Genomic DNA, 15,304 nt, shown 5'->3' with positions numbered 1-15,304 from the left:
GCTCGCCGTCAATACCGACCTCGAGGCGGCAGCGACACGCCCATTCCGAGTCAAACTTCCCTCGCTTCAGTCAGCGGCTTACTGATTTCCCCAATGAAATGTCGTAGTTTAATCAAAAAGACCGATCAGGAGCCTGTCGTATGATTCGATTTGTCTCGAATTTGTCGACAAAAATCCACCGATAAATTCCCGCTGCTGTTTTTTGTAATCAACCCATTTCTCATCGTGCGAATCGATTGCCTGCCCGAGTTGCAGTGCACCCTCCTCCGCATCCTGTCCATTATAAAAATAACCAAGCTCACGGCAGAGGTATGCGTTATGGATCAATGCATACCCGTTCCAGCACACATCGAAATAGAAGTAATTCAGCGCGAGCCCTGATTGATGGGATATTACAATGTCGGTATGTTCCGAAAGAAATTGAGGGGTGTTGTAATAGCCGACAAAGCTTATCTTTGAGTCTCTCACCAGGTCGAGGTGGTGCGCGATGCCAACAAATTCGGGGCTGTTTTTTGCAAGATGCTCCGTGTTCGTCGCGTGCACGTAAGATATCTTTTCGCCAAACTTCCGATAGCCCAGTTCTGCAATCAAGAGCGGATAGAGGCAAAACTTCGTAACGTCGATATTTGGCTCCATGATGGAGAGGCGCTTCGATTGCCCGGTTGGACGATACTCCCCGCGATGCGGAAGCGCTGCCGACCGCTCTTCGACGCACATCGGGTCCCAAACGAACGGGACTTCACGAACCGGCTGGCGTCGTAATACGCTGAAGTAGCTCGCGCTGGTATCGACAACTTGCGGGATGATCCACACTTGATCGTAACGTTGGTTGATGAATACCGTTTCCGCATGCCGTCGGCCAAAAATCATCGCCTGCATCATGTGCACGTATTCCGGCCCGCAGCAGTAGCTCACCACTTTCGTGCCGCGTGCCTGCAGATACGCGGTTTGCTGCTGGTCGATTTGCCCCCCGAGTTCGATCAGCACATCGAGCGAGTCTTTCGCATCGTCGAACGAACGGATCGGATACTGCGTGGTATCCCACGGAAGTTCCGACGTGATCTTGACGTTCGTGGTGTTGACGAGGGTGACCCGATGGCCAAGAGGCGAGTGTTGAAAGAGCTTCATCAGATACAAGGCGTTCTGCTTGATGCCGTTGACCCAGAGACTCTCTGCCGCGTGGTGAAGGCCAATTGTGATACCGACGCTGAGTGAGCGTGCCAAACTCATGGGAGGTTCTCCAGGATGCCCGTCCAACAAAGAGTTAGATCATAGCGCTGCACTGGTCTCCAGCTGTCAAGAACTGTCAAAATCTGACATGCGGCTCGGCACGGTTGACCCTGCCTCGTTTTCACGTACGGCATGTCATACAGCGGCGCGCAGGGTTTCGTATTCGAGGAAGTGCGGTTGTCGATTGAAATCGCGTCGGATCCAGTCGACGATGTCCCGGCAGCCCTGAGCGCGAAAATGCGCGCCTACCCGGCCCATTTGTTAAATAGCTTGAATACCCGCCAACGTGCGAATGATTTGCCGTACTATCCGCCCGTCATCCTGGCTAATGTCGAATGCGGTCGATCGACCTTGGGCAACGGCCATGGTTTTTTATCTTCGGGAGCTCGAGCCGGGCGCCGATTTCATCCGCACGCCAGGACCGATCATGTTCCAGTCCCCCGGAGATTCCTTCGTCAACGGTTCGTTGCTGGGCCTGTGCGTCGAGGTTCCGCTTGCCGCGATCGTTTCGCTGGCGATGCACGGCGTCGACTGGAACGGGCCGCGCGTCGCGATGCTCATCGCCACGCCGGTGCTGATCGCGTGCATCACCCTGCTGACGCGCCCCGTTGCATTCAGCACGGTATGGAAGCACAAACGCTCGCCGTTCGTGCTCGACGACAATGTGCGTGCATCGATTTACGGCCGGCTCTGCGGGATTGCGATCGGCGTCGTGTTCGGCATCATGGTCGCGACGACGTTCGCCTGACCCGGTCGAAAAAAATCTCCCATCGGGGTCCGCGCAGGGCGTGAAGCCTCGCTCACGAAGGGAAAGCAGCGTTTCCCGAAAGCGCATGTGCCCTCAATCCCCCACTCACACGGCCGTCTTCCCATTACCCCCGATCACGTCGCCGCGACCAGCGCGTTGAACGACGTATCCCACAGCGGCGCGACATTGGCCGGCCCATCCAGCACACCGATCCGCGCAAACACGTCCGCGACCTGCTGATGCTGCGCCACCACGTCGGGCGTCACCGGCAGCAGCGCGTAGTCTTCGCTGCGCTGGTCGAACATCGCGACGAGATCGGCGACCGGCACGCGCGTCTCGCGGTTCTGCACGAGCGCGTAGTCGCCGAAATGCGCGTTCGCCCATGCATACGCGCGTCGAAATCGCAGCAGCAGATCGCCCGTCGCCGCGCGACGGCGCGCATCGTCGAGCGTGCGCGGGTTCGCATAGACCGGAAAGTTGCCCGACAGATAGCCCTTCCCCGTCTTCAGCACGCGTGCACCGTAGCGATTGCGCGCGAGCTGGCCGTTGTAGCCGTAGATCGCCCATGCGTCGATGTCGCCGCGATCGTATGCGGACAAGCCATCGGTTGGCGACAGGTTGATCGGCTGGATATCGTCGAAGCTCAGGCCGGCCTCCGCGAGCTGGCGATACAGGAAGTAGTGCGACGTCGTCGCACGCACGTACCCGACACGCTTGCCCTTCAGGTCCGCGATGCTGCGGATCGGCGTGTCCTTGCGCGCGAGCGTGACCTGGTTGTTCAGGTCTTCGCGCACGCGGGTGATGAGCCGCACGTTGGCCTTCTGTCGCGCGGCGAACACGGCCGGAATTTCGCTTCCCGAACCGATGTCGAGCGCATCCGCGTTGAGGGCCTCGATGTGCAGCACGCCGTTGTTCAGCTCGCGCCAGTCGATCCGGTATGGTGTGTCGGCCAGCCCGGCCGCCTGCAACAGCGCGCGCCAGCCGCCCTTGTAGGTTGCGACGCGCAGCGTGGTGCCGGCGAGATCGGTGCTGGCCGCGGGCGTGGCGAACGCGGCCTTCGCGGCCCATGGCGCCGCCGCCACCGCGGCGCCGCCAAGCAGCAAACGGCGACGTGCCGCCGAAATTGACGACATCGGATGCTCCTGTCGGTCGATCAAACGGGAAGTGAAAGGCGCCGTGTCAATGCAGCACCGGAAATCCGTGGCGCTCGGCCAGCAGTTCGAGGATGCGGCGCGCGTCGGTGACGAAGCGCACGTCGCCGAGCGTCTGTGCGTCGTCCGGCGCCGGCTGGTCACGGCCGAGCATGAGGACCGGCAGCCCCTGGTGCGCATCGTCGAGCGCGTCGATCACCGCGTGCCGCGGCCGCTCGAAGCCGACACGTTTCACGTCGATTCGACTCGCGCGATCGGGCGCGCTCGCGAGCAGCCCCTCGATCGACAATCCATGCGGGCAGACGAAGCGCTGGCCCGGATGCTTCGGATCGGCAAAGCCCGGTTCCAGCAGAAACAGCACATCGCGACTCATGACAGACAGCTCCCGTGTTCGTTGTTCAGCCGGGACGAATGCGCGTGGGCGCCCTTCCGTTCCCGGAGCATGCCGGCCCGAGGCCGGATGCCCGACTCTACCGGCATGCGTCGCATGGCCCTACCAACGTTTTGCGGAATCGATATGCGGCCGCGCGTAGCGCATCGGGCGCCCGCCGCCCAGCGGGCGTTGCGTAAAAACATCGCGCGCCGGGCCGCAGGTAGTGCGCACATCGAACGATTTCAGCGATCGATATGACGGCGCCCGCGTGTATCCGGTGCCTGACGTTCGCCGTTCGCGCGATACGTTCGCCGCAGCATGGGTGCCGGACGCGATCGCGGCGCACATGCAGGGCTTGCGGCAACGCATATTGCAAATCGGCCGCGCAGCGATTTGCAAACCACGGATCGACCGTTCGCCGGCACCGCCGTCATCAATAGGATCGTGATCCTCGCAGATGTACCCATAAAAAGAGGATAGTCATGATCAAAAAAACGGTAGTCCTGGGTTTGGTTTCGATCGGTTCGGTCAGCGCGCATGCGCAGAGTTCGGTCACGTTGTACGGCGTCGTCGATGCCGGGTTCGCTTATACGAACAATCAGGGTGGCGCGAGCAACATCCAGCAGACGAGCGGCAAGCTGAGCGGCAGCCGCTGGGGCCTGAAAGGCGTGGAAGATCTCGGTGGCGGCGTGCAGGCGGTCTTCACGCTCGAAAGCGGGTTCCGGCCGAGCGACGGCGGGCTCGGCCAGGGCGGCCGCCTGTTCGGCCGCTCCGCATACGTGGGCCTCGCCAGCAAGGGGCTCGGCACGCTGACCTTCGGCCGCCAGTACGAGCCGATCACCGACCTCGTTGCGCAGTACTCGGGGTCCGGCTTCTGGTCGCCGGCCACGCACGTGGGCGACAACGACAACATGAACCAGAGCTTCCGGCTGAACAACGCAGTGAAGTTCCGCAGCGACACGATCGCCGGCTTCACGGCCGACCTGCTCTATGCGTTCAGCAACCAGGCCAACGGTGGCGCGGGCACCGGGTTCTCGAACAACAACGCGTGGGGCGCGTCGGCGAACTACGTGAACGGCCCGTTGTCGGTGGGCGCCGGCTATGTCCGCATCAATCATCCGAATTCGACGTCGAATACGAGCGGCGCGGTGGGCGGTGCGACCTCCACCACCGGCAACGACTACAGCGGCGGATTCTTCTACGGGCTGAACGGCGGCGTGCTGAAGCAGCAGATCGGCGTGGTCGGCGCGAACTACGCGCTTGGCCCGGCGACGCTGGGCTTCGCGTGGAGCCACACGCAGCTCGACTATCTCGACGGCTCGTCGCGCAAGTTCAACAACTACGACGCGAACGCGCGTTACCAGATCACGCCGGCCGCCACGCTGATCGGTGTCTATACGTTCACCGACGGGCGCGCGAGCGGCCTGCCGGGCACCGGCGGCCAGACGCTGAAGCCGCGCTGGCACCAGTTCACGCTCGGGTTCGACTATGCGTTGTCCAAGCGCACCGATATCTACCTGTCCGGCATCTACCAGCTCGCGGCCGGCGATGCGAGCACGGCAACGTCGGGCGGCTATCGCAAGATCGCGGCGATCTCGAACATCGGGAGTGCTTCGTCGACGAACCGCCAGGTCGCGTTCGTCAGCGGGCTGCGCGTGAAGTTCTGACGGCGCGCATCGGGCGCATCGGGCGCATCGGGCGCGGTGCAGCGTGGTGCGATAAGCAAAGCGGGAATCGTTGTTTGTCGCACCGGTTTCGGTTGCCGAGAATGGGCGTTTCCCCGCGCGCTGCCCCGGCGCACGATACGCGTTCGACCATGACCGACTCCCGTTTCCCGCCCCATCCACCGCGCAGCGGCCGGCGTGCAGCACTGCGCCGGCTCGCCGGCGGCTGGGCGGCAGCGATGCTGCCTGCCGGCGGCGCGCTGGCGAGCCAGCCGCCCGCCCCGCTCTCTCCGCTCTCTCCGCTCGACGTGCCGCCCTGGACCCGCGGCCCGGGTGCGCCGCTACTGTCACCGCCCTACGGCGTGCCGGGGCCGCACGAACGCGACGTGATCCGCCGCAGCGCCCGCACGCCGGCCTTGCCCGGCTCCGGCTCGTCGATGACGCCGCTCGCCGACCTGTTCGGCGACATCACGCCGAACGGACTCGTCTACGAGCGTCATCATGCGGGCGTGCCGGAGATCGATGCGCAGCGTCATCGCGTCGTCGTGCACGGCCTCGTGCGCGAGCCGCGCGTGTTCACGATCGACGACCTGCTGCGCTTTCCGTCCGAGTCGCGGATCCACTTCCTCGAATGCTCGGGCAACACCGGCAGCGAATGGAACGGCCCGAGCGGGCTGCCCGTTCAGTTCACGCACGGGCTGCTGTCGTGCTGCGAATGGACAGGCGTTCGGCTCTCGACACTGCTCGACGAAACCGGCATCGATCCGGACGCACGCTGGCTGCTCGCGGAAGGCGCCGACGGCGCGGCAATGACGCGCAGCCTGCCGCTCGACCGGATCCTCGAGCGCGCGCTCGTCGTCTATGCGCAGAACGGCGAACGGCTGCGCCCCGAGAACGGTTATCCGGTACGGCTGATCGTGCCGGGTTTCGAAGGCAACACGAACATCAAGTGGCTGCGGCGGCTGAAACTGGTGCGCGCGCCGGAGATGACGCGCGAGGAAACGTCGAAATACACGAACCTGCTGCCCGGCGGCTGCGCCCGCCAGTTCGTGTTCGAGATGGATGCGAAGTCGGTCATCACGCGGCCGTCGGCCGGCCATCGGCTCGCCGCGCACGGCTATTACCCGATCGGCGGCTACGCGTGGTCGGGACGCGGCCGGATTCGCGCGGTCGACGTCTCGACCGACGGCGGCCGTACCTGGCGGCCCGCTCGACTCGCGGGCGACGTGCGCGATCGCGCGCTGACGCGCTTCGAAGCCGACTGGATCTGGAACGGCGAGCCCGCCGACCTGCAAAGCCGCGCCACCGACGACACCGGCTATGTGCAGCCGACCCGCGAAGCGCTCGTCGCCGTGCGCGGCGTCAACTCGCAGTACCACTACAACGGCATCCAGAACTGGCGCGTCGGCGCGGACGGCGAGGTGCGCAATGCGTAAGCCGCTTGCCTGCCTGCTCGTCGCATCCCTGCTGGTTCCGAGCGCATTCGGCGCGGGCTACGGTCTCGGCCAGCCGGCCGAGCGTGCGGCGCTCGCGGCGTGGGACATCGACGTCGCGCCCGACGGCAGCGGCCTGCCGCCCGGCTCGGGCACGGTCGCGCGCGGCGCTCACGTGTTCGCGGACAAATGCGCGATGTGCCACGGCGCCGGCGGCGAAGGCGGCGTCGGCGATCCGCTCGTCGGCGGACTGGGCTCGCTCGCGAGCGCGAAGCCGAAAAAGACGGTCGGCAGCTACTGGCCGTACGCGACGACGCTGTTCGACTACATCCGCCGCGCGATGCCGTACAACGCGCCGCAATCGCTGAGCGCGGACGAAGTCTATGCGGTCACCGCGTATGTGCTCCATCTGAACGGCATCGTGCCCGGCGATGCACGGCTCGACGCGCGCACGCTGCCACGCGTGCGGATGCCGAACCGCGACGGGTTCGTGTCCGATCCGAGGCCCGGCACGCTATGACGCGGCTCGAACCGCGCGCACGCACATCGTGCATGACACCCGGGCGATTCGCCGCCGCACGTGCCGCGCGTTGTCGTCCGCTACATGTCCAACCCGCAAGGAAGCCTTCATGAGCGACACGTCCCTCGCCGCTCCGGTCGCGCCGTCGCCGTTCGTCGACGTGCGCTCACCGGCGGATTTCCCCGACAGCCCGGTGTCGCGCGTCCTCGCGCAGCCGCTGATGCTCGGGCTGTTCCTGCCGATCCAGGCCGGCGGCTGGAGCGCGTCGACGCTGCCGCGCACGACCGACTGGACCTTCGACTACAACGCCGATCTGGTCGCGCGCGCGGAGGCACTCGGCTTCGACCTCGTGTTCGCGCTGTCGCAGTGGCTGCCGAAAGGCGGGTACGGCGGTGTGTTCGACGGTCAAGCGCTCGACTCGTTCATGACGCTGGCCGCGCTGACCGCGCGCACCGAACGGATCATCCTCGTCGCGACGAGCCACGTGCTCTACGGGCCCTGGCATCCGCTGCATTTCGCGAAATTCACCGCGACGCTCGATCACATCTCGCGCGGACGCTGGGGGATCAACGTCGTGACCGGCCACCGCGCGATCGAGCACGAGATGTTCGGCTGGAACCGGATCGAACACGACCGGCGCTATGAAATGGCCGCCGAATTTCTCGACGCGGTCCAGCAGTTGTGGGCGCAACCGGACAATTTCAGCTACACGCCCGAGCTGTCGAGCTGGCGGCTGGGCGGCGCATTCGTGACGCCGAAGCCGCGCTACGGCCGCCCGCTGCTGATCAACGCGACGGGCTCCGATGCGGGTATCGATTTCGCCGCACGCTACTCGGACATCGTGTTCGTCACGAGCCCGGCCGGCACGGATGCCGAACGCGCGGTCGCTGCGCTGCCCGCGCATACCGCACGGGTGAAGGCAGCCGCCGCGGCGCGCGGCCGAACGATCCGCACGTTGCTCAACCCGCTCGTGATCTGCCGCGAGACGGCGGCGGAAGCGCGTGCGTACCGCGACGCGATCGTCGCGCATGCGGACGAAGGCAGCTTCCACCGTTTCGACAGTGACGCGCATGCGTGGCGAGGCGGCTTCGAACAGCGCTCGCAGGCTGCCTCGCGCGCGATCGGCGGCAATATCTCGATCACCGGCTCGCCGGAAGAAGTCGCCGATACCATCGTGCGCCTGCACCGTGCAGGCATCGACGGCATCCAGTTGAGCTTCTACGACTTCAAGCCCGATCTCGACTTCTTTGGTGAGCGTGTGCTGCCGCTACTGCGCGATGCTGGTTTGCGGCGCTGACGTCAGGCAGCCGTTTCGGTACGGGCGGCGGTGGCGCGGCGCACGGGCCGCCGCAGCCCCAGATGCTCGCGCAGCGTATGGCCCGCATAGTCGTCGCGAAACAGCCCGCGGCGGCGCAACTCGGGCAGCACCAGCGCGATGAAATCGTCGAGGCCACCGGGCAACGTCGGCGCCATCACGTTGTAGCCGTCCGCGCCGTAACGCACGAAGCGCTCTTCGAGCTGGTCGACGATCTGCTCCGGCGTGCCGACGAGCTGCCAGTGGCCGCGCGCGCCTGCGACACGCAAATAGAGTTCGCGGATCGTCAGGTTTTCGCGGCGCGCGAGCTCGATCGTCAGTGCCTGCCGGCTCTTGCTGGCGTTCGTCTCCGGCAGCGGCGGAATCGGGCCGTCGAGCGGATAGGCGGACAGGTCGAACCCGCCGGTGAGGCCCGATACGAGCGCGAGCCCGACCGCCGGGTCGATCAACGACTGCAACGCGTCGAATTTCTCCTTCGCTTCGCTCTCGGTACGGCCCACCACCGGAAACACGCCGGGCATGATCTTCAGCGTATCGGGATCGCGGCCGAACGCCGGGAGCTGGCCCTTCACGTCCGCATAAAACGCGACGGCGTCGTCGAGTGTCTGCTGCGCGGTGAAGATCACTTCGGCGGTGCGCGCGGCCAGCCGCGTACCGGCCGGCGACGAACCGGCCTGCACGACGACCGGGTGTCCCTGCGGCGGTCGTGCGACGTTCAAGGGCCCGCGCACCTGGAAGAAGCGGCCGCGATGGTCGAGCACGTGTCGCTTGCGGGGATCGAAGAAGCGGCCCGATGCGCGATCGCGCACGAATGCATCGTCGTCCCAGCTATCCCACAGGCCACGCACGACATCCGCGAACTCCTCCGCGCGCGCGTAGCGTTCGGCGTGATCGAAATGCGCATCGCGATTGAAGTTGCGCGCCTCGTGCGCACTCGACGACGTGACCAGGTTCCAGCCCGCTCGACCGCCGCTGATGTGGTCGAGCGATGCGAACTTGCGCGCGATGTGGAACGGCTCGTTGAAACTCGTCGACGCGGTGCCGACGAGGCCGATTCGCTCGGTAACGGCCGCGAGCGCCGACAGCAGCGTCAGCGGCTCGAACTGCGCGACGTAGCTGTGCGCGGTGCGGCTCAGGAACTCGACGTCGTCGCCGCGCGTGCCCACGCCGTCGGCAAGAAACACGAGATCGAATTTCGCGGCCTCGGCCGCCTGGGCAAGCCGCACGTAGTGGCGAAAGTCGACGCCCGCGTCGGCCTGCGAACCGGGGTGGCGCCATGCGGCGATGTGATGGCCGGTCGGGTACAGGAATGCGCCGAGATGCAGGTGTCCGGTGCGGGTCGTCATCGGGAAGGGTTTCCGGAAAAGAGGGCCGCGCGCGCGGCCAGGTCAGAACACGCGGCCTTCGGTCAGGTGTGTCGTCACGCCGTTCAGCTCGTAGTCGCCGATCACGCGCGCCTTGTGCAGCAACGGGTTGTGGCTGAAGATCGTGCGCAGGTTGCGCCAGTGCCGGTCGAGGTTGTGTTCGCGCGCCGTCGCCGACGCGCCGCCGACTTCGAACAGCCGCTCCGCCGCATGCAGCGCCAGCTTGCTGACGATGAGCTGCGTGCGTGCCGTCGCGAGCGCGCTGTCGAGCACCAGCGCATGTGCATCGGCATCGCCGGCTTCGATCGCGTCGGCGGAACGGTCGAGCGCCCGCGCGTTTTCGCGCACGAGCGCATCGATAGCATGACTGTGCGCGGACAGCTCGCCGACGACCTGCTGGATGAAATGATCGTCGCGTGCGGTCGGCGCCGGGCTGTGCAGCACCGGGCGGCCGTGCGCGAGCACGTAGCGGCGCGCATCGGCAACCACGTTGCGCACGATGCCCGCCCCCGTCGCGACGAGATGCAGCTGCCGCAGCGCGCCGCAATGGCGGCCGACGAGCGTCGAGCCGTCGCGCGCGGCCACCTCATCCGCGAACACCTGCACGTCGTTCAGCAGCAGGCTGCCGCTCGCGGTCATGCGCTGGCCCATGCCGTCCCAGTCGTCGAGTACCTGCACGCCGTCCCGCGCGACAGGAATGATCACGGCGACCGCGTCACCCTGCTCGTTCTCCACGTTGATACGCGCGAAATCGGCAAACGCGGTGCCGGTCGAATAGTATTTGCGGCCCGTCACGCGATAGTGATCGCCGTCCCGACGCAACACCGTGGTGTTCTCGCCGGGCCGCGACGTGCCGCGCTCGGTCGATGCGCCGCCGAAGATCGCGCCGGCCAGCGCCCGCTCGAGCTGTGCGTCGTTGAACGGCGTGCGCGGTGACAGCCGCAGCGTCTCGATCTGGTCGTAGTGGATCCGCAGCGCGTGCGCGAGATTCGAATCGGCGGCGGCCAGCGTCGCGATCGTATCGAACAGATCGACGAGCGTGCCGCCGAGGCCGCCGCGCGCCACCGGAATCCGCAGCACGCCCAGCGCCGAGCGGCGGAAGATCGCAAACCCCTCGAACGGCAGTTCGCGACGCGCCTCGCGTTGCGCGGCATCCTGCCCGATCGCGTTCGCGAGATCGGGTAGCGCGGCAAGCGCGTCGCGCAACGCGTCGCGCGGATCGACGGCATCACGGGCAGTCATTCGGCAAGTCCTTGTTCGGGAAGATCGGGCGCTGCGCAGTGCGATCGCGATATGCGCGAACCGCCGCATGCGCAGCATTGCAAAGTATAGGGACGCACCCGGCGCGCGTGAAAAGCCGATTTCAGCTTACGTTATGCATGCGCCGGGAATTGCCGCGTGCGGTGACATCAGTGCTGGATGCCCCAGCGCCGCACGGTCACGCGTTCGAGCGTGTCGAACACGAGGTTCTCGACGAGCAGGCCGATCACGATGACGGCCGCGAGGCCGGCGAACACGCGATCCGTATACAGCTCGTTGCGGTTCTGGAAGATGTACCAGCCGAGCCCGCCCTGGCCCGCGCTCGCGCCGAACACCAGCTCGGCCGCGATCAGCGTTCGCCACGCAAATGCCCAGCCGACGCGCAGGCCCGACAGGATCGACGGCAGTGCGGCCGGCACGAGGATCAGCGCGATCTGGCGCAGGCCCGTGAGGCCGTAGTTACGCCCCGCCATCTTCAGCGTGGCCGGCACGCCCGCGAAGCCCGTATACATGCTGAGCGCGAGCGGCCAGAGCACCGCGTGCACGAGCACGAACAGCAGGCTGCCGGTGCCGAGCCCGAACCACAGCAGCGCGATCGGCAGCAACGCGATCGACGGCAGCGGATTGAACATCGACGTCAGCATCGCCAGCAGGTCGCGGCCGATGCGTGTCGATACCGCGAGCGATGTCAACGCAAATGCGAAGAACACGCCCAGCGCGTAGCCGCGCAGCAACACCGACAGCGAGATGCCCGTCTTCACCAGCAGTTCGCCCGACTCGATGCCCTGCACGAACGCGGCCAGCGTCGCGCCGAAGGTCGGCACGAGCAGATCGTTCGCGACGATGCGCGCGACGATCTCCCATGCGGCAATCAGCACGAGTGCGATGACGCTGCGCCGAAACCATCCCGCACCGGCGACGCGACGCCACAGCGGAGCCGGCACGGCACGCTCGGCGTCGGGCAGCGTGTCGAGCGTGCGTTCGTATTCGGTGCGCACGGGCGGTAGCGGCGGCAGGGCCGGATCGATCGTGCTCATGATGCGGCTGCCTCCGTCGTCGGGGCGCTGGTCGTGTCGGTATCGAACAGCAGGCGATGGATCCGCGCGACGTTGTCGCGGAAGTCGCCGGTGTCGACGTTGTCGAGCGAATGCTCGTGGCTGTTGAGTTCCGCACGCACGCGGCCCGGATGCGGCGACAGCAGCAGGATCCGGTTGCCGACGACGAGCGCTTCCTCGATCGAATGCGTGACGAACAGCAGCGTGAAACGGAATTCGTCCCACAGGCGCAGCAGTTCCTCCTGCATCTTGCGGCGCGTCAACGCGTCGAGCGCGGCGAACGGCTCGTCCATCAGCAGCACGCGCGGCTGCATCGCCAGTGCGCGCGCGATCGCGACGCGCTGCTTCATGCCGCCCGACAGCGTGTGCGGATAGGCGTCGGCGAACCCGCTCAACCCGACCTTGTCGAGATAATGCAGCGCGCGCTCCCGGGCTTCGGCGCGCGACAACCTTGCGGCGGCACGCAACGGAAACGCGACGTTTTCGACGACCGTCTTCCACGGCGGCAACTGGTCGAACTCCTGGAACACCACGACGCGGTCAGGGCCCGGCCCGCGCACCGGCCGACCGTCGAGCGCGATCGAACCCGATACGGGCTCGATGAAGCCGGCAATCGCCTTCAGCAGCGTCGACTTTCCGCACCCCGACGGGCCGAGCAGCACGAAGCGGTCGCTGCCATACACGTCGAAGCTGACCTGGTGGGTCGCGCGCACGATCCGCGCGCCGCTGCGGTATTCGAGGTTCACGCGGTCGATGACGAGCAGGCGTTCACTGTGCGCGCCGGCCTGCGCGGCATCCGGCGCGGGCCGGCCGGCGACCTGCGCGTCGGGCACGGGGTGGACGGCAGGCGCCGCGCCGCCGCGCGCCGCATACGGCGGCAGCCAGGTTCGGGGAGAAGTGGCGTTCACGATCGAATCTCTTGCGGGTAAAGCATCAGCATGCGGCCAGACCTTTCGCGGACCAACCATCGATTGCCCATATCGAAACCGCACCGACGCATAAGCGTCGATCGCGGCGTCGAAGCGGCTCCGCTCAACTGCCGCCGGCCGTCGCCGGATCGTCGAAGAAGTAGTCGCGCCACGACTTCGGTTCGTTGCGGATCGCGCCGGTGCGATGCATGAACTGCGCGAGCGCGAGCGTGTTCTGCGGCGCGGTCTTGAACTGCACCTGCGGATTGCGCAGGATCTTCAGCAGCAGCGCGCGATCGATCTTCGATGCGTTCACGCGGATATAGGTATCGGCCGCGCGCTCGGGATCGGCCGCGATCTGGCGCGCGGCATCGGCCAGCGCGGCAACGAATGCGCGATAGGTCTTCGGGTTGTCGTCGCGGAATTTCTCGGTGGCATACAGCACCGTCGCGGAGCTCGGGCCGCCGAGCACGTCATAGGAATTCAGCACGATGTGCGCATTCGGGTTGCCGGCGAGTTCCTGCTCCTGAAACGGCGGATTGCCGAAGTGGCCGGTAATCACGCTGCTGTTCGCCAGAATGGCAGCCGTCGCGTCCGGATGCGGAATCGCCTGCGTGAGTGCGTCGAGCTTGTCGAACTGCTTGTCGCCCCACTGCTTCGCGGCCGCGTACTGCAGCACGCGCGACTGCACCGACACGCCGACCGCCGGCACCGCGATGCGGTCCTTCGTGCCCAGGTCGGCGATCGTCTTCACGTTCGGGTTGCTGCTGACGAGGTAGTACGGGAAATTGCCGAGCGACGCGACGCCCTTCACGTTCTGCCGGCCACGCGTGCGGTCCCACACGGTCAGCAGCGGCCCGACGCCCGCGCCCGCGATGTCGACCGCGCCGGACAACAGCGCGTCGTTCACGGCCGCGCCGCCCGACAGCCGGACCCAGTCGACCTTGATGTCGAGGCCGGCCTTGCGCCCTTCCTTTTCGATCAACTGCTGGTCGCGCGCGACGTTCAGCATCAGGTAGACGACGCCGAACTGCTCGGCGATGCGGATGCGGCCTTCCGCGTGCGCGGCTTGCGGGGCGAGCGCGCCGGCGAACGCAAGCGCTGCGGTCAGTGCGGCCGCCAGCGCGCGGCGCGCCGGCAAAAACGAAAACGGCATCGGAACTCCAGTCAGGATGGGGCGGAAGATTGACGCGGCACGTAGCTCAGAAAGGCGCGTCGCCTTCGATCGTGGTGCGATACAGCTTGCGGCGCAGGTGGTCGGGGGTGCCGGCGGCGAGATGCATCAGCGAACGGTTGTCCCAGAACACGAGATCGTGCTCGCGCCATGGGTGCCGGTACACATGCTCGGCACGCACGCTGTGTGCGAACAGCTCGTCGAGCAGCGCGCGGCTTTCGTCGTCGGGCAGCCCGACGATGCGCGTCGTGAAATGCTCGCTGACGAACAGCGCCTTGCGGCCCGTTTCCGGATGCGTGCGCACGACCGGATGCACGACCGCGGCAACCTGCGCGATCTGCTCGGGCGACAGGTTCGGCCGCCACGGACTGCGCGCCTGCAGCTCCGCATAGCGTGCGAGATACGTATGCTCGGCGCGCCGCCCTTCCACCGCGCGGCGCAGATGGGCCGGCAGCGTGTCCCACGCGAGATGCATGTTCGCGAACAGCGTGTCGCCGCCTTCGGCCGGCAGTTCCTGCGCATGCAGCAGCGAGCCGAGGCTCGGCTTTTCCTTGTACGACAGGTCGGAGTGCCAGAAATGGCCCGCGTCGCCGAGCCCGATCGGCTTGCCGTTCTCGACGACGTTCGACACGATCAGCACCTCCGGATGGCCGGCAAGCGCGAACTGGTGCAGCACGTGGATCTGCAGCGGGCCGAAGCGGCGGCTGAACGCGATGTGCTCGTCCGGCGTGATGCGCTGGTCGCGAAACACCAGCACGTGATGGTCGAGATGCGCGCGATGAATGCGCGCGAAGTCGCCAGCGTCGAGCGGTTGCGACAGGTCGAGGCCGACCACTTCGGCACCGAGCGGCGCATCGAACGGCACGATGTCGAAATGCTGCGCCGCAACGCGCGGCCGCGACGCGGGCGGATGCCCGGCGCAAAGCGATGCGTCGTCGCGGATGGCGGTAGTCGTCACGGCACGGCTCCTGATTCGGTCAAAACGCGAATCTACGAGTGCGTGCCGGACGGCGTCAACGAAGCGATTCCGATACGTTTATCTGCTGCGCTGATAAAGATCGCTGCTCCCGCATACGGCGCGGCGGCGGGCGGCGGGCTCACGTGCGAAG

The 15,304-nt window shown here is 66.3% G+C and carries 14 protein-coding genes; 5 read left to right on the top strand and 9 right to left on the bottom strand.

Annotated features, from left to right (window positions below; genetic code table 11):
• Positions 1 to 108: 108 nt before the first annotated feature.
• On the bottom strand, positions 109 to 1,230 hold the full coding sequence (locus CFB39_RS33135) for a DUF2827 domain-containing protein (protein WP_089476120.1): 1,122 nt from the start codon (positions 1,228 to 1,230) through the stop codon (positions 109 to 111).
• Between the two features lie 328 nt (positions 1,231 to 1,558).
• On the opposite strand from CFB39_RS33135, the gene CFB39_RS33130 reads away from it, so the two are divergent.
• Positions 1,559 to 1,978 (top strand): hypothetical protein, encoded by a 420-nt coding sequence (locus CFB39_RS33130; RefSeq protein ID WP_256991506.1) that lies wholly within the window; start codon positions 1,559 to 1,561, stop codon positions 1,976 to 1,978.
• A gap of 134 nt (positions 1,979 to 2,112) precedes the next feature.
• On the opposite strand, the gene CFB39_RS33125 is transcribed toward CFB39_RS33130, so the two are convergent.
• On the bottom strand, positions 2,113 to 3,111 hold the full coding sequence (locus CFB39_RS33125; RefSeq protein WP_089476119.1) for an ABC transporter substrate-binding protein: 999 nt from the start codon (positions 3,109 to 3,111) through the stop codon (positions 2,113 to 2,115).
• A gap of 46 nt (positions 3,112 to 3,157) precedes the next feature.
• Complete coding sequence (locus CFB39_RS33120) at positions 3,158 to 3,502, bottom strand: DUF3088 domain-containing protein (protein WP_089476118.1); 345 nt, start codon at positions 3,500 to 3,502, stop codon at positions 3,158 to 3,160.
• A gap of 482 nt (positions 3,503 to 3,984) precedes the next feature.
• Here CFB39_RS33120 and CFB39_RS33110 point away from each other — a divergent pair, with 482 nt between their 5' ends.
• The 4 genes from CFB39_RS33110 to CFB39_RS33095 all read left to right on the top strand — a co-directional run bounded on the left by CFB39_RS33110 (position 3,985) and on the right by CFB39_RS33095 (position 8,416).
• Positions 3,985 to 5,169 carry a porin gene (locus CFB39_RS33110; RefSeq protein WP_089476116.1) on the top strand — a complete coding sequence of 395 codons (1,185 nt, stop codon included), beginning with the start codon at positions 3,985 to 3,987 and terminating at the stop codon, positions 5,167 to 5,169.
• 149 nt (positions 5,170 to 5,318) lie between these two features.
• Entirely contained in the window at positions 5,319 to 6,602 is a 1,284-nt protein-coding gene (soxC, locus tag CFB39_RS33105; RefSeq protein ID WP_089476115.1) for a sulfite dehydrogenase, read from the top strand.
• Positions 6,595 to 7,119, top strand: coding sequence for a c-type cytochrome (locus CFB39_RS33100; RefSeq protein WP_089476114.1), 525 nt, complete (start codon positions 6,595 to 6,597; stop codon positions 7,117 to 7,119). The genes soxC and CFB39_RS33100 overlap by 8 nt, the downstream gene beginning before the upstream one ends.
• Before the next feature lie 109 nt (positions 7,120 to 7,228).
• Positions 7,229 to 8,416 carry an LLM class flavin-dependent oxidoreductase gene (locus CFB39_RS33095; RefSeq protein WP_089476113.1) on the top strand — a complete coding sequence of 396 codons (1,188 nt, stop codon included), beginning with the start codon at positions 7,229 to 7,231 and terminating at the stop codon, positions 8,414 to 8,416.
• Positions 8,417 to 8,418: 2 nt separating this feature from the next.
• Here the strand turns inward: CFB39_RS33095 and CFB39_RS33090 are convergent, their stop codons facing one another.
• From CFB39_RS33090 to CFB39_RS33065, 6 genes are all read right to left on the bottom strand, one after another.
• Positions 8,419 to 9,780 (bottom strand): LLM class flavin-dependent oxidoreductase, encoded by a 1,362-nt coding sequence (locus CFB39_RS33090; RefSeq protein WP_089476112.1) that lies wholly within the window; start codon positions 9,778 to 9,780, stop codon positions 8,419 to 8,421.
• A 42-nt stretch (positions 9,781 to 9,822) separates the two neighbouring features.
• Positions 9,823 to 11,040, bottom strand: a complete 1,218-nt coding sequence (locus CFB39_RS33085; RefSeq protein WP_089476111.1) for an acyl-CoA dehydrogenase family protein — start codon at positions 11,038 to 11,040, stop codon at positions 9,823 to 9,825.
• Between the two features lie 167 nt (positions 11,041 to 11,207).
• Entirely contained in the window at positions 11,208 to 12,095 is an 888-nt protein-coding gene (locus CFB39_RS33080) for an ABC transporter permease (RefSeq protein WP_089476110.1), read from the bottom strand.
• Positions 12,092 to 13,081 (bottom strand): ABC transporter ATP-binding protein, encoded by a 990-nt coding sequence (locus CFB39_RS33075; RefSeq protein WP_089476109.1) that lies wholly within the window; start codon positions 13,079 to 13,081, stop codon positions 12,092 to 12,094. The genes CFB39_RS33080 and CFB39_RS33075 overlap by 4 nt, the downstream gene beginning before the upstream one ends.
• A 64-nt stretch (positions 13,082 to 13,145) precedes the next feature.
• Positions 13,146 to 14,177 (bottom strand): ABC transporter substrate-binding protein, encoded by a 1,032-nt coding sequence (locus CFB39_RS33070; RefSeq protein ID WP_089476108.1) that lies wholly within the window; start codon positions 14,175 to 14,177, stop codon positions 13,146 to 13,148.
• Positions 14,178 to 14,223: 46 nt separating this feature from the next.
• Complete coding sequence (locus tag CFB39_RS33065; RefSeq protein WP_089476107.1) at positions 14,224 to 15,153, bottom strand: TauD/TfdA family dioxygenase; 930 nt, start codon at positions 15,151 to 15,153, stop codon at positions 14,224 to 14,226.
• Between the last annotated feature and the right edge of the window lie 151 nt (positions 15,154 to 15,304).

Source organism: Burkholderia sp. AU6039 (assembly GCF_002223365.1).
In the GTDB taxonomy this organism is placed as follows: Bacteria; Pseudomonadota; Gammaproteobacteria; order Burkholderiales; family Burkholderiaceae; genus Burkholderia.
This window is presented reverse-complemented; position numbering and strand designations above follow the sequence as displayed.

Coding starts and splice junctions, on each gene's coding strand:
- CFB39_RS33135 (WP_089476120.1), bottom strand. CDS start 1,230: ATGAGTTTGGCACGCTCACTCAGCGTCGGTATCACAATTGGCCTTCAC.
- CFB39_RS33130 (WP_256991506.1), top strand. CDS start 1,559: ATGTCGAATGCGGTCGATCGACCTTGGGCAACGGCCATGGTTTTTTAT.
- CFB39_RS33125 (WP_089476119.1), bottom strand. CDS start 3,111: ATGTCGTCAATTTCGGCGGCACGTCGCCGTTTGCTGCTTGGCGGCGCC.
- CFB39_RS33120 (WP_089476118.1), bottom strand. CDS start 3,502: ATGAGTCGCGATGTGCTGTTTCTGCTGGAACCGGGCTTTGCCGATCCG.
- CFB39_RS33110 (WP_089476116.1), top strand. CDS start 3,985: ATGATCAAAAAAACGGTAGTCCTGGGTTTGGTTTCGATCGGTTCGGTC.
- soxC (WP_089476115.1), top strand. CDS start 5,319: ATGACCGACTCCCGTTTCCCGCCCCATCCACCGCGCAGCGGCCGGCGT.
- CFB39_RS33100 (WP_089476114.1), top strand. CDS start 6,595: ATGCGTAAGCCGCTTGCCTGCCTGCTCGTCGCATCCCTGCTGGTTCCG.
- CFB39_RS33095 (WP_089476113.1), top strand. CDS start 7,229: ATGAGCGACACGTCCCTCGCCGCTCCGGTCGCGCCGTCGCCGTTCGTC.
- CFB39_RS33090 (WP_089476112.1), bottom strand. CDS start 9,780: ATGACGACCCGCACCGGACACCTGCATCTCGGCGCATTCCTGTACCCG.
- CFB39_RS33085 (WP_089476111.1), bottom strand. CDS start 11,040: ATGACTGCCCGTGATGCCGTCGATCCGCGCGACGCGTTGCGCGACGCG.
- CFB39_RS33080 (WP_089476110.1), bottom strand. CDS start 12,095: ATGAGCACGATCGATCCGGCCCTGCCGCCGCTACCGCCCGTGCGCACC.
- CFB39_RS33075 (WP_089476109.1), bottom strand. CDS start 13,081: ATGGTTGGTCCGCGAAAGGTCTGGCCGCATGCTGATGCTTTACCCGCA.
- CFB39_RS33070 (WP_089476108.1), bottom strand. CDS start 14,177: ATGCCGTTTTCGTTTTTGCCGGCGCGCCGCGCGCTGGCGGCCGCACTG.